Below are 13,655 nucleotides of genomic sequence, written 5' to 3'. Positions count from 1 at the left end.
CCTAAATCCATTTTTTTAGCAATTTAAATATTCCATCTTTATAAGGGGGATAAATCCATTTGGAAAGATCATATTTAGATTGACGCATGACAGCACGTTCATGTGAGAATGCCTTGAAGCCAAAAAAACCGTGGCAGCTTCCCAGGCCACTACCGTTGACCCCGCCGAATGGTAAATGAGGATTAGAGACATGGATCAGCACATCATTGACACAGACACCTCCGGAAGCAACTTGTTTGATGATAAGCTGGGTATGGTGCTTACTTTCGCTAAAAATATACAATGCAAGTGGTTTTTCACCCCGATTTACGATAGAAATTGCTTCTTCCAATTTTTCATAAGTTATAATAGGAAGGATAGGTCCGAATATCTCTTCGCTCATGACTGCATTATCCAAAGAAACATCCATCAACAAAGCTGGAGTTAATGTTAAATCCTCCGACAGCAACCCTCCTTCAACCAGCGTTGCCCCGCCTTCAACCGATCTGGCGATCAAAGTACTGAGGCGATCAGCATGATTCTGATTGATAATCTTCGCATAGCGGGTAGGGTCTATTCCACCACTCCCTGTAAAAAACATTTTTTTTACAGCATTCAAGTAATGTTTTACAAATTCATCGCGCATTTTTTTAGGGACAAGAATGTAGTCTGGAGCAATACAAGTCTGCCCCGCATTGATCAATTTCCCCCAGGCTATTTTATTTGCGGCCTTTTCAAGGTAAGCTGTTTCATCCAATATAACCGGCGATTTTCCTCCGAGCTCCAAGGTTACGGAACTTAAATGATCAGAAGCAGCGCTCATAATTTGTTTGCCCACCACAGAACTACCGGTAAAGAAAATATGATCAAAAGGAAGTTTCAAAAGGGTCTCCGCTGTAGCCTTTTCGCCTTCGATACAAACGATTTCTTTGGTATCAAATGCTTCGGAAATCATCATCCGAATTACCGCCGAAGTATATGGACTGTGTTCAGACGGTTTCAACACAATACAATTACCGGCGGCAATGGCTGATACCAATGGGCTCATGGTAAGCTGAAAGGGATAATTCCAGGGAGATATAATCAGAACAGCCCCTTTGGGCTGATATACAATCCAACTTTTTGCCAGCAGGTTTGTCATTGAACTCCCTACGTGTTTTGGCTGCATCCATTTTCGCAAATGACGAATAGCAAACTCGATTTCACCATAAATAAATAATACCTCGCTTATTGCAGCTTCATTTCTTGATTTGCGTAAATCTTTTGCCAACGCTTCATAAATTAAATCTTCGTTGCTTTCAATTACACGGCGCAATTTACGCAGCTTTTCTATCCGTTCCCGGACATCACTATATCGCAATTCAATTTTAAAGAGCTGCTGTTGCTGAAATATGGAATCTATTTGTTCGATCATGCTATTCGAATTAATATAAAATTGAAAGGCGAAGATAATGTTACTTTTTCTTTGGCATATTATCTATCCATTGTCGGATCAAATCCACACCTTCCTTATGGATTATACTTCGGGCCAGTTCAGGCATTGATGTGCCAGGTTCTATACTATTCATTCGATACAATAAGATGGAATGTTCGGAATCTCCAGGTATAATATCATAGTTTAAGCCACCTGCTCCTCCTCCTGCAGATACAGGGGCCTTATCCACACCCAGATGTGCCGGCGTATCCTCTTCGTAGTTGAGAAATAATCCCGTATTAAATGCGTCTCCGCCCTTTGTATGACAATGGGCGCAATTAACGTCTAAATAAGCCCGGGCACGATTTTCAAGACTATATTTATCCTTATCCGTCCATACGGGCAATTGCGCGACATGCTCTAAGTCGGGCATATTTTTCAACAATCCCCTGGCACTCCAGTGAGCCAATTGATTGACAGAATCGCCCGAACGGACAAAATTCAAATTACGGGCTTTAGGACCTATTGGCATTAATTTCGATGCATTATTATGACAACGCTTACAATCATTGGTATTTGGCACCATATAACTTGTCTTATGCCTATTCCCATTGTTATCGACTAAAGTGATCGCTAATTTCGCCCCTCGAATATGCTTAACGGCATTCGTCAGCGCAGCATTCCAAAGGTAGTTCATCACTTTCCAGTTATGATCTGCGGGGTCTTTGACCAATAAACGGGTTTCAATAATAATCTTCTGCCCTTGAACATTGATATAGGAGAAATTTTTAACGATTATTGTTGAATCCGGAAAATCTAAAGGCCCCTGTGCAGTATATTCAACTGATTTTCCCTGTGGAAGAATAATAAAGCGATCTTTAACCGTATAGTCTGAAAACAAAGGTGTACTTAGCTCGTAAGGGATTACCCCTTTTTTCGGCAATAGATCCCTCAACTTTCCCTTGAAAAATCCATAACCAGAAAGCTTTTCTTTAAACACGAATGAATTATTGAGCTGTTCCGATTTATTTTCCCCTGGCCGGCAGCTTTGTTGCAAAGTCAAAAAGAACACACTCAAAATAACAATCCCAATTAGGGTTAGTTTTCTATTTTTCACGGCTATTTGCATTGAAATGGTTTTACATTACTTGATGGTTTCCATTTGTCTGTCTGGCCCGCATGTTTAAAATCTGCTGAAACAAACATATTCTCACCCGGCTGGTCAATGCAAATAGCATCCGGATTTAAGGCCGTCCCATTGGTCATAATGTTGCTGGTGATCCCATCATACAAAATTGCAGGGATTCTTTTCGCTGAACGATTGGGTTCGACTGCATTTAGCTGCGCTTCAGTAGCAATAATCAATTGGCCAATACGGTGTTCATAGGCAGGCTGAGGAAACTTATCTCCCATGCTTATTGTATTTCCATGGATTTTAATATGAGCGGGTATTGGCGAGTAGTTGTTATTGATACGCTCCGCGGCCTTCTCATCCACAGCAAAACCAGAAGCTATGGTAATAGCAGAAGTGTTATTTTGTTCAATCGTATTGTTATATAGTTCGATATTTGATGTGGAAAGGATAATAATTCCACTTCCGGGTGAAGCATTTCCTACCCCCCAAAAAGTCCCAAAACTACCTCCTTTTGCAAAATTCTTAAAATTATTATCATAAATATTATTACGATAAGCCTTCACTCGTCCGCCGCGCTGGGATAGATCGGGTAGATCAAAAATCAGAAAACCAGCAGTATTTCCATAAAACTCATTGTCATATACCTTGGCATCTGTCGTATTTTCAATTTCACAACCAGCGACATTCTTTGATGCCTTGCATTTTCTTACCACGACTCCTTTGGTTTGTCCAACATAAATACCTGCGTCTGACGCCCCTTCGGCATAGCAGTTTTCAATAAGAACATTTTTACAAAGCACCGGATAAATTCCATATCCACCACTTGTAGAATCGGCCGAACTCCATACACTGTGTAGATCCGTAATAATAATGTCCTGGCTATTGTTTATTTTCAATAAATCTCCTTTCGAATCCCGGATCGTCATACTCCCTATTGTCAATCCCTTAACATCAGTAATACGGATTCCCTCTCCCCCCTGTATCTGACCTGAGAAGTCAATGATTGTTTTATCATGTCCCTCACCTTCAATTTTAATATGATTTACCTGCGCGATACTTAGGTTATCAAAACGATATTTACCCGATTTCAAATGTATATTCGTACTATCTTTAATCGACAGAAAAGCCTCTTCAATCGCTTCCTCCTGCCCGGGCCCAAAAGTCAACATGTTATAATCTTTACTTTGTTGATTCTTGCAGCTCCAAAAGGCGAAACTTATGAACACCATTATGAGCCAGTTTTTTACATATCCTTTCATGATTTATCTTTTTATGGTTTATTTTTGTTAAAGAATATTATAAGCATAGGTGACGTAATACACCGCACCGATGCGAGGATTTGCGATACCAGTAGAATAATATTTATTCGTAATGTTCGTTCCACCTATACGAATGCCAGAACGGGCTTTAATAAACTTATAGCTCACCTGAGCATCAATTACTGCGGAGCTGGGCACCTGTCCTGCCGCCAGACCGCCTGAAACAACATAATAATATCCGGGCTTATAACGAAGAGATGTACTAAAGGACCAGACCTGCTTTTTACCGAATCCACTATTTGCAAATTCAAAATTGACGTGATAATTCGGTGTATTAAAGTTGTTGATCTGACTGTTATTTTTGTTTTTAAGATAGTCCGAATAATAGTTTGCCTTTGTCATAAAATTCTTACCGAGATCTACGCTCACACTTGCGGCATAACCATATGTATTGACAGTTTCTCCACCGTTAAAAGCCACATTATATTGGACATAGGTCGTGTGATCCTTAAAAGCATTGATGTCGTCAGTGCCCGGTGTATTTGCAACATTGGCATAACCAATAAAATTCTTCCATGTTGAAAAATAACCTAATACATCAATCATGACACGCTTTCCAATCATGGCCGCATATCCCAGTTCAAAAGCATTTACGGACTGTGGCTTTATATCGTCAAACTTGAATAGCTGAAGTACCTTCGGATCATTTGTCGCCTGAAATTTTTGGACACTTTCCAATGTGTAAGGAGGATAACGGTCAAATTGATAGTTATCAATCAATAAGAACGAGGATCCACCGGATGAAAAGCTATTATAACCGTTCATTGTATTTTGGAGCGCCTGAATATTTGAAGGAAAACTATACGCATTTTGATAAGAGAAACGTAAATAATTCTGTCTTTGCACTTCGTATACCATCGATGCTCGCGATGTAAGTTTCGGTTGAGCAAACAAGGTATTCTTATCATATCGAAAAGAAGTAGCAATATGCATCCGTTCTTCCATGATCTTTTTCGCGAGTTGAAGGTAGACACTATACTCATTGACGTGAATCGGTTTATCCTTATCCGGGAATAAAGTGTTTTTAGAATTCAGGCTATATAAACGCCAATTTACGCCCGCTATGACCTGCATAAATTTGATATGATCCGAAAAATTATACTGTGCTTCGGTATTATACAGCTTACTACGGTCCAGAAATAGCGTCCCCCCATCAGAAATTGGCGTATTGCTAATGCTGTCTTTAAGTTTATTGAATAATGCGCTACCGAGTTCCGCACGTCCTTGATCCGCCAAGCTGCGTCCTTGGAGATGAGCATCTGTAAGTGCTGCCCCCGAGGCCAGTGCCTGAAGAAAGCCGGTAGTATATTCAGGATACCAGCCCCCTACATTACCATCGTAACTTTTTTTCCAGGACTCATTGATGTATTGGGCCGTTGGGCCAGCCACTAATGTTTTGCCTGAATTTTCCTGAGTCGTATAAGTCCGAACAAACCATTTGTCACTCCGTACCTCCAAACGATATTGCCCCACTTTAAATCCTTTTAACTGATAGCGGGTATCATTGGTATAGACAATATTTCCAGTACCAAAAGTTGCTGAGGCAATCGCTTCGATATCAGGCGAAATCTTATAGCGAAATTCACCATTTACCTTAAAAAGCTTTGCCCGATTATCAAGATATCCATACTCAGGGTAGCCTGTACGTGAGACATAATTTGGATGAGCAAGTAGAGGTTCAACAATAGGCCCCAAATCGGGGTTTCCTGCAAGAGCAGCTTCCAGGAAAGGATTGATATCTACCGAAGTTGCTCCTCCATACCTATTCACACCATTATAATTGGGATCTGTGAGCGCTGTACCCAAACCGTTTTTGTTCGTCCCATCATTGGCAACCCAGTCCTTTGCTTGTGTATATTGACCGTTAATCTTAAAAGCAATCCGATTACTGAGCTGCCTGGCATAACGGATAGACCAGTCATAGTAGGGTGAAGCGGGGACTGGATCGTTGTTCTTTTTAGGGTATATATGATTGACTCCCTGAGTTACCAATATACTTAATCCCTGATATTTGAATGGATTTTTACCTGTCGCAATCATCGTTCCGTTGAGTCCCCGTGAGCCATATAACGCAGAAGAAGCGCCTGATAAAAGCTCAATATTATCGACATCAAGTTGGGTCAAGCCAATCACAGAACCCAATGGAAAGTTTAAGCCTGGAGCTTGGTTGTCCATCCCATCAACAATTTGCGTAAAATTTGTATTTCCACTCGTATTGAATCCGCGTGTAGTGACACTCGTAAAACCAATACTCGATACGGTAACATCAACTCCTCGCAGCCCCTGTAACATATCCATGTAATTTATCTGCGCAGCATTATGGATATCTTTAATATTGATTTGCTCAATAGTTACCGGAGAAGAAAGTTTGGTCTGCACCGTTCGGCTTGCTGACACCACCACCTCTTGCCCTAAGATTGGCGAAACATTCAGCGGAATCTCCAAAGTGGAAGCCGTACTTTCAACAACAATCTCTTTGGGTTCAAAACCGATTGCAGAAATAGATAGGATTAGTGGTAAAGCTTTGTTCGTTTTCAATTGAAAACGACCTCGATCGTCCGAAAATGTGCCTTGCTTACCGTCTTTTACACGTATGGAGACGGCATAAGCTGCTTCTCCGGTTAGGCTGTTACGTACGCGCCCGTTTATTGTGTGTTGCGCAACCAACGACAATGGAGCGCAGAAACAGAGAATCTGGATGAATAAGGTAATTTTTTTCATGTTTATATTGGTTAGCGTATAATAATCGCTTCAAGGCTTCACTTTACCCCATCCATGATTCCCTAAAACAGGTTATCATCCTCGCTTTCTGATTCCCTTAAAAATCAAGGAAACCAAAAATTTAGTATCCCGAAGGCTTTGCGTATAGTCGATTTCGACTTGCTTCTTTAGGATTGCTTGTTGCTCGGTACTATGCTTTAACGCGTTGGCAAAATTGATTAATACCGAGGCCGTATTTTCCGGATCTTCCATATCCAGCTGTTCTTGAACGGCGGCTTGCAGTAAAAGCTTTGTCAGAAAGTCTTTCTCTTGCACCATCATCGCATCATATAGTTCAAAAAACCGAGGTAAAATCTTATCCAGAGATTCTACCGATACCCGGTTCATATTCAGTACATTCGTATAATAGTTCAATCTTGATTCCAGATAGAAGGCTATCTGATGCTCTACTCCCTTTTTCTTCAATGTACTCTGCTGTAACGTTCCTATAAAGGACTCTCCCTCACGGATAGCAACCTCTATAAAAATATCTTCCTTGTTCTTGTAATAATAGTAAAGCGAAGTTTTGTTCAATCCAACCGCTTTTGCAATATCGTCCAATGTTGTCTTTTCCAAGCCATATCGCTCAAAACACTCCATTGCGGCCTGACCAATCCGCAACTTAACCTGTTCCTTTTTGTTCATCTGAATTAAAGTTAGTTATATATTTTCAATTTTCAAACATTTTAATAAAATGTTTGAAAATTGAAAATATATAAAATGAATCTTGTCCATAGTCGTTTAAATAAGCTATTAAGTCTTCCTATTCATTCCGCACTATTCTTATTGTAAGTTAAATTTAACATTTCGTAAGTAGTTTTAGATTACTATCGCAAAAAACATTGCTTTTAAATGCATGCTCCCTATCATTTATTTTCTTGCCTTATGAAAAGAATAAAAAAACAAAAATGAATTATAATTGTAAAGAGAAAGTGACGTTCAACAATTAAAAAAATTATAAACATGTACAAGATTATGAATATGATAGCGATTGCCGGCTTTAGCGCAGTACTCCTTTCATCCACCCCAGCTCCAAAGCAAATGGCAAGTCAGCGCTATCCTTTTGAAGCAAATGAACAAAGTATGCTCACAAAAGAACAAGAGGGCACAGATTCCCTATTGCAGTACTTTAACGAGACAACGAACGAACTCGAAAAACAGGTTGCAGGACTTAGTGAGGCACAGTTACAATTTAAACCTGCTCCAGACAAATGGTCAATCAGCCAATGCCTGGAACATATTGTACTTTCTGAACGAATGATATTTGATATGGCAAAAGCATCATTAACAAAAGCTCCCCAACCAGAAAGAAAAGGCGAAGTGCAAATGACCGACGACAATCTAAAAACGACAATTACAGATCGAAGCCATAAATTTCAGGCGCCTAAAGAACTTCAGCCAACCGGTATATACAAAGATTCAAAAACGGCGCTAGCTGATTTTCTTGCTGCGCGACAACCAGTGATCGATTACATAAAAAGGCAGACGCTAAAGACCTTCGCAATCATATCAACGATTACCCAACCGGCGTCGTCGACGGGTATCAAGGTTTAATGTTTATCGCCGCACATTGTGCCAGACATACCAAACAGATTGCAGAGGTAAAAGCGGACCCTAACTTTCCAAAACAATAAGATTATGAAGAAAATGAATTATCAGATCACCATCGAATCGCCGGTCGATCATGTATTCAAGACCATGCTTGAAAAAGAAACGTATAAAAAGTGGACCGCTGCTTTCAATCCAACATCTGACTTTGAAGGCAGTTGGGACAAAGGTGCCAAAATCTATTTTACCGGTATTAATAAAGATGGTGAAAAAGAAGGTATGGTGGCGGAAATAGCCGAAAATATTCCCAATAAATATGTATCTATTCGTCACTACGGCATATTAGATAAGGGCAAAGAAGTGACAGAAGGCCCGGCAGTCGAAGGTTGGGCCGGTTCGCTTGAAAATTATTCCTTTACGGATCTCGAAGGTAAAACATTACTAAAAGTCGATGTAGATACCAATGAGGAGTATCTAGACTATTTTGACGAAACCTGGCCAAAGGCTTTACAAATACTTAAAGAAATCAGTGAAAAATCGTAATTGACAGGTTCAATCTTTTCTTCTTTTTAAAAAAAGATGCTATAGTTGAAATAGAAAAAAGGCCAAATCTTTAAATAAGATTTGGCCTTTTTTAAGTGCCCAGGAGCAGATTCGAACTGCCACGCCCATACAAGCGCCACCCCCTCAAGATGGTGCGTCTACCAATTTCGCCACCTGGGCTCATATTCACCTTTGGTATCACAAAAATAAAGATTTTTCCTTCTTTTGCAAGTCGAAAAATGCTTTTTAATGCATTATTTCACTAAATTCCTATTGATCAAGGTTCTAATTACACCATCAACCAAACCAACACGGGGAACAATGATTTGTTTTAAACGGCCGTACTTCATAATCGTCAGAAAAATCTCACTCGCAGGGATAATGACGTCCGCTCTGTCTTCATTGAGACCCAGTAAAATAATACGTTCCTTCAGAGAGAAAGACGATAAATGTTCATATACCGCTTTCAATTTTGCGTAAGACAACGGCTTATCCAGTTTCTCATTGGATAACCGAGCCAATTTATTGATGTTGCCACCAGTTCCTATCCCGATAACCTGTTTATACATATGCGTGTTGCTTCGAACCCATTCTTTGAGTTCATCCCAGGTCTCTACTTTATCCTGATTATCCAAGATACGTATGGTACCTAAATTAAAGGACCTCGAATTCACCAGAACCCCATTCGCAAATAAAGACAATTCAGTGCTACCGCCACCAACATCAATATAAAGATACACCTTATCTTTTTCCATCTTATTATCCCAATGACTATTGTAGATAATCTCAGCTTCCTTAGCCCCTTCTATAATATCTATATTGATCCCATTTTTTTTAATTTCCGCAACAATATCGGCACCATTTTTAGCATCACGCATCGCAGACGTTGCACAAGCCATATAGTCTTCCACATGATAAACATCCATCAATTCACGAAATGCTTTCATTGTTTTTATCAAACTTTCCGCCTTTCTGGGAGAAATTTCCTGTTGAATAAATGCATCATCGCCCAGACGTAAAGGAACACGTAAAAGCGTATTTTTTTTAAAATTGTATTGATCCTTTTGGCCAATGATATCAGCGATCAAAAGACGGACCGCATTGGACCCTATGTCTATAGCAGCGTATCTCACGTTATATTGTTTCTTAAATATTATTTGATTAAATCATGCTAAAATAAACACAGTTATTAACAACTGTATTATAGTAATGTTAAGTTATTATTAATTTAACAACTCAACAAATTATTTCTATTCTGATTCTCCTATAGCTAATAGAAAACTGTATCTATTACATCCCGAAAATAAATCCAATTTTAATTACAACGTTTAAAATGAGGTTCAGAAATCTTTTGAAAATCGTATAAAACATCAGTGCAGTTCGATCTCCTCTCCATAGGTCTTAAATGCTATTATAGACCAATTATTTATCGACGAAGTAGACAAGGAAACAATTGCATAAAAAAAGGAATATTCACCGTGGTAAATATTCCTTTTCTTCTTATATAATCTCTACTTAGTGATGGCCATGTCCTTCAACTTTACCACCAGCCAACTGATAGATTTCTTCAACTTTTTTCAAAGATTCTTCCGAAATATGAATAACCTCTTTATTGGTATTATGTTCTTCATGGGACAATCTGCTATTGATCTCACCTTGTTTTTCCAGTACCAATGCTAAAAACGCTTTATCATTGAATGCCGCAGTACTGTCTGATCCGATTGACGCCGGAGTTTGAAACGCCGGTACACCGCGCTGGGCATCCCCTACATGCAGCTCTTTTGCCAAACCGTCCAACTCAGGCAATACAGTAGCATAAGCTTCTTTAATTTTAGCCGCTACATTCTTCACTTCTGTTGAAGTAGACTGTTTTGCCGCCACATCAGCAAGATTTACTAAATAGTTTCCCTCTTCGCCAACGAATTTAATCATTGCAAAGGCATCACCATCTGCTAAAGATGCATTGGCATATTGACGCTGTCTATTTGCAGCTGTTTCACCACAAGACGCAAATACAGTACTTGCACAAGCAGCTACAATAAATAACTTATTAATCTTCATATCAATTTTGTTAACTATACAAAAGTAGATAAAATATACATTCTTCGAAACCTAATCCGCGAAAAGAAGCAAAAATTAAGCAACATTTCTTCCTGCATTGATCACACCGAATATTGTGCGCGCGATCAGCTTTGAATAATCCTCCCGTTGTGCCTCATCCAGCTTATCCGAGTTGAGTGCACGAATCGCATAATGCTGAATCACCAATAGTGGCAACACAATACCCTCCCGGGCCAAAATTGACTCACGGTCTACCGGATAATTCTCCATTAATTTGGACGTACCGCTAAGTTTTAACAGGTATTCTTTAGTAATCTGATATTCTGCATAAAGATTTTTCCAAAATTCACCATAGACTTTATCTTCCTTCATATAGGCCGTGATATCAAAGTTCGATTTGGTCATGGACATCATACAGTTGTCAATCAAGGTCTGGAAGAATCCCGATGAAACATACAACTGTTGCACATCTTTCCATAGATTATTCTTCTCAGCCCATTGCAAAGCTGTCCCTACCCCATAAAATCCGGGAATATTTTGTTTCAACTGACTCCACGAAGTAACGAAACTGATCGCACGTAGATCTTCGAGGCGTAACTCACGTCCCGAATTCCTTTTCACAGGACGGCTTGAAATATTGATGGATGAAAGTGCTTTCAACGGAGACATCGTTTCCAGATAAGGCAGAAATAACTTATTGGTACGAAGGTCCATAAATTTATGATGACTCAATTCGGCCAGTTTATCAATAATCTCTTGTTGATGTTTGGTCAGGGTATCGCCTACGCGTTGTTTCAAATCTGAGATAATACCGGCATGTAGAAGCTGTTCTATATTGAATCGAGCGGTATCCAATGAGCCATACTGGCTACTGATTGTCTGACCCTGGATTGTTAATTGAATATGATCATTGGCAATCTCCTTACCCATGGAAGCATAAAACCGTTGTGTCTTACCTCCTCCACGCGCTGGGGGACCACCACGGCCGTCAAAAAAGACAAGATCAACATCATATTCGCGAGAGATGGCTGTCAACTCGATTTTTGCGCGATAGATTGACCAATTCGCCATGAGATATCCCCCGTCTTTTGTGCTATCCGAATAACCCAGCATAATGGTCTGCTTGTTTCCTCTTAACTTCAAATGTGCCTTATATTCTTTATTACTGTATAAAGTCTTCATCACATCCGCAGCTCTGGTCAAATCATCCACTGTTTCAAACAGGGGAACAAAATCGATCGTTAATGCATCTTTTTTCCAGCCAGACCACAAAAACAGCTGCCGTAATCCCAGAATATCACTTGCCTGTTGGCAATTGCTAATGATAAAACGTTGAGCAGCGCGCTCAGAACCCGAACGTTGGATCTCCTTGAGCAATTTGATCACACCGGAAGTGTCTTTCGTCAATGGATCTGCATCCTCAGCGACAGTAAGATCCAGCTCCTTAAATTTCAATGCTTTTTGTTTATCGACCTCACTCAGTTCCAGGTAATTTAATGGAACTCCGGTAGCCTCCTGATTCTGTTGGATTAGATATGCTGTTGCTTCACGAAGAATACGGCTATCTTGTCTGATATCTAAAGTTGTGAAAAAACAACCGAATGTCATTACCTTACGAAGCAAATCATCAACAATCTCAACAAAAAGACCATTGTGATATTCTTCCAGAACATTTTTAATAGCCTTTAAGTTCGTAATAATATTATCTGTTTCATCTTTTGGATTTTCAACAGGATTAAAGCTATTGTCGTAAAATAAGGTCTGCAAGTTTTCCATATATTCTTCGACCCCTCTGAACGTAATACGGCGTCTTACAATACGGAAATCGCGGTAATAACATCTAAACAAAATAGTACGCAATAAAGCCGCTACCTTCTTGGTGCTCTCAACACTGACATTCGGATTTCCGTCACGGTCTCCTCCTGGCCAAAAGCCCAATTCGATGAGCTGTTTTACCTCCTCGGTATCGACATCCAATTCATCGTCAATAAAAGACTGGATCTCTGAAGCGACTTTATAAAATACATTTTCCAGAAACCAGGCTAAACTGGCTGCTTCATCTACGGGCGTTGGTTTATTTTTATTGATGAATGGCGTTTTGCCGAGTTGTTGCAGTAATAGATGTATACTATGGATATCGTTAGTCTTTATCGCGTCAATCAAATCATTGATAATCCCCAATACCGGCCCCGGATAAAATTGGGTAGGGTGTGCTGTAAGGACCAGACGGACGGAAAAATCTTTTAATTTGGAAACGATTTTTCGTCGCATATCACCATTGCCCTCTGCATTTTTGATCAATGCCCCCAAAACATTTTCATCGTCGCCACGGCCCACCACTTGAAATGATGAATCCTCTATCGCATCAAACAATACCACTTGACGTTCTATATACTGGACAAAACGAAACAATAAATCAATACGCTGTTCTTCTGAAGAAAACTCTTCATGCTGATCAAAAAAACTCTTGATGATCTCATCTGGAGTTAAGTGTTGATCAACCCCCTTCTCACATTGCTTTGCAAAAAATGGCAATAAAGTACCAGTATCCTTAACACGTTGAAATGGCAACGTTAAAAACAAACTTTTAAAAAGCTCAAAGCGTGTCAATACCTCGTCCTGAAAGACGGCTTCATTTTTACTTTGCTTCATATTTAAATCTTTGAAAAATGGTCAAGAGAGTTTAGGTGACTCTTGAGTTTCTGTAATATATCTGAAATTACCCTATGCACCAAATATAGCAATATTATATTTAAACAAATAAAAAAATATAAATTAATCAAAAAAAACATCAAAATATTATAAAGATATTAATGAAAATTCGTAATTTTTCGTTTTTACTATATTATCGTAACAAGCAGGAAACCTCAGGCTAATATAGCCTTATCTCGTATAT

At 39.4% G+C, this 13,655-nt stretch carries 10 protein-coding genes and 1 tRNA gene; 2 read left to right on the top strand and 9 right to left on the bottom strand.

Translation table 11 applies throughout. From position 1 onward, the window contains the following. Position 1 precedes the first annotated feature (1 nt). The 5 genes from HMAT_RS00235 to HMAT_RS00215 all read right to left on the bottom strand — a co-directional run bounded on the left by HMAT_RS00235 (position 2) and on the right by HMAT_RS00215 (position 7,252). Complete coding sequence (locus HMAT_RS00235) at positions 2-1,393, bottom strand: aldehyde dehydrogenase family protein (protein ID WP_104380829.1); 1,392 nt, start codon at positions 1,391-1,393, stop codon at positions 2-4. 40 nt (positions 1,394-1,433) lie between these two features. Further along, the gene (locus tag HMAT_RS00230; protein ID WP_158655543.1) at positions 1,434-2,510 is read right to left on the bottom strand and encodes an SO2930 family diheme c-type cytochrome; all 1,077 of its coding nucleotides are present in this window, start codon (positions 2,508-2,510) and stop codon (positions 1,434-1,436) included. A 2-nt stretch (positions 2,511-2,512) separates the two neighbouring features. After that, entirely contained in the window at positions 2,513-3,787 is a 1,275-nt protein-coding gene (locus tag HMAT_RS00225; protein WP_104380827.1) for a parallel beta-helix domain-containing protein, read from the bottom strand. A 27-nt stretch (positions 3,788-3,814) separates the two neighbouring features. Then, positions 3,815-6,568 carry a carboxypeptidase-like regulatory domain-containing protein gene (locus HMAT_RS00220; protein ID WP_104380826.1) on the bottom strand — a complete coding sequence of 918 codons (2,754 nt, stop codon included), beginning with the start codon at positions 6,566-6,568 and terminating at the stop codon, positions 3,815-3,817. Between the two features lie 75 nt (positions 6,569-6,643). Further along, positions 6,644-7,252 carry a TetR/AcrR family transcriptional regulator gene (locus HMAT_RS00215; protein WP_104380825.1) on the bottom strand — a complete coding sequence of 203 codons (609 nt, stop codon included), beginning with the start codon at positions 7,250-7,252 and terminating at the stop codon, positions 6,644-6,646. 318 nt (positions 7,253-7,570) lie between these two features. Between HMAT_RS00215 and HMAT_RS00210 the strand changes: the two genes are divergently transcribed. Further along, positions 7,571-8,161 carry a DinB family protein gene (locus HMAT_RS00210; RefSeq protein ID WP_104380824.1) on the top strand — a complete coding sequence of 197 codons (591 nt, stop codon included), beginning with the start codon at positions 7,571-7,573 and terminating at the stop codon, positions 8,159-8,161. 84 nt (positions 8,162-8,245) lie between these two features. Continuing rightward, positions 8,246-8,698: an SRPBCC domain-containing protein gene (locus tag HMAT_RS00205; protein WP_104380823.1), complete on the top strand. Its 453-nt coding sequence runs from the start codon at positions 8,246-8,248 to the stop codon at positions 8,696-8,698. Between the two features lie 96 nt (positions 8,699-8,794). On the opposite strand, the gene HMAT_RS00200 is transcribed toward HMAT_RS00205, so the two are convergent. From HMAT_RS00200 to HMAT_RS00185, 4 genes are all read right to left on the bottom strand, one after another. Further along, positions 8,795-8,878 (bottom strand) — tRNA-Leu (locus HMAT_RS00200). Between the two features lie 74 nt (positions 8,879-8,952). Continuing rightward, entirely contained in the window at positions 8,953-9,831 is an 879-nt protein-coding gene (locus HMAT_RS00195; RefSeq protein ID WP_104380822.1) for an exopolyphosphatase, read from the bottom strand. 382 nt (positions 9,832-10,213) lie between these two features. Further along, on the bottom strand, positions 10,214-10,759 hold the full coding sequence (locus HMAT_RS00190; RefSeq protein ID WP_104380821.1) for a hypothetical protein: 546 nt from the start codon (positions 10,757-10,759) through the stop codon (positions 10,214-10,216). 75 nt (positions 10,760-10,834) lie between these two features. Further along, complete coding sequence (locus HMAT_RS00185) at positions 10,835-13,411, bottom strand: phosphoenolpyruvate carboxylase (protein ID WP_104380820.1); 2,577 nt, start codon at positions 13,409-13,411, stop codon at positions 10,835-10,837. Positions 13,412-13,655 lie beyond the last annotated feature (244 nt).

Origin of the sequence: Sphingobacterium sp. HMA12, from assembly GCF_002933815.1 — a bacterium.
Classification (GTDB): domain Bacteria; phylum Bacteroidota; class Bacteroidia; order Sphingobacteriales; family Sphingobacteriaceae; genus Sphingobacterium.
This window is presented reverse-complemented; position numbering and strand designations above follow the sequence as displayed.

Coding starts and splice junctions, on each gene's coding strand:
- HMAT_RS00215 (WP_104380825.1), bottom strand. CDS start 7,252: ATGAACAAAAAGGAACAGGTTAAGTTGCGGATTGGTCAGGCCGCAATG.
- HMAT_RS00190 (WP_104380821.1), bottom strand. CDS start 10,759: ATGAAGATTAATAAGTTATTTATTGTAGCTGCTTGTGCAAGTACTGTA.
- HMAT_RS00210 (WP_104380824.1), top strand. CDS start 7,571: ATGTACAAGATTATGAATATGATAGCGATTGCCGGCTTTAGCGCAGTA.
- HMAT_RS00235 (WP_104380829.1), bottom strand. CDS start 1,393: ATGATCGAACAAATAGATTCCATATTTCAGCAACAGCAGCTCTTTAAA.
- HMAT_RS00185 (WP_104380820.1), bottom strand. CDS start 13,411: ATGAAGCAAAGTAAAAATGAAGCCGTCTTTCAGGACGAGGTATTGACA.
- HMAT_RS00205 (WP_104380823.1), top strand. CDS start 8,246: ATGAAGAAAATGAATTATCAGATCACCATCGAATCGCCGGTCGATCAT.
- HMAT_RS00220 (WP_104380826.1), bottom strand. CDS start 6,568: ATGAAAAAAATTACCTTATTCATCCAGATTCTCTGTTTCTGCGCTCCA.
- HMAT_RS00225 (WP_104380827.1), bottom strand. CDS start 3,787: ATGAAAGGATATGTAAAAAACTGGCTCATAATGGTGTTCATAAGTTTC.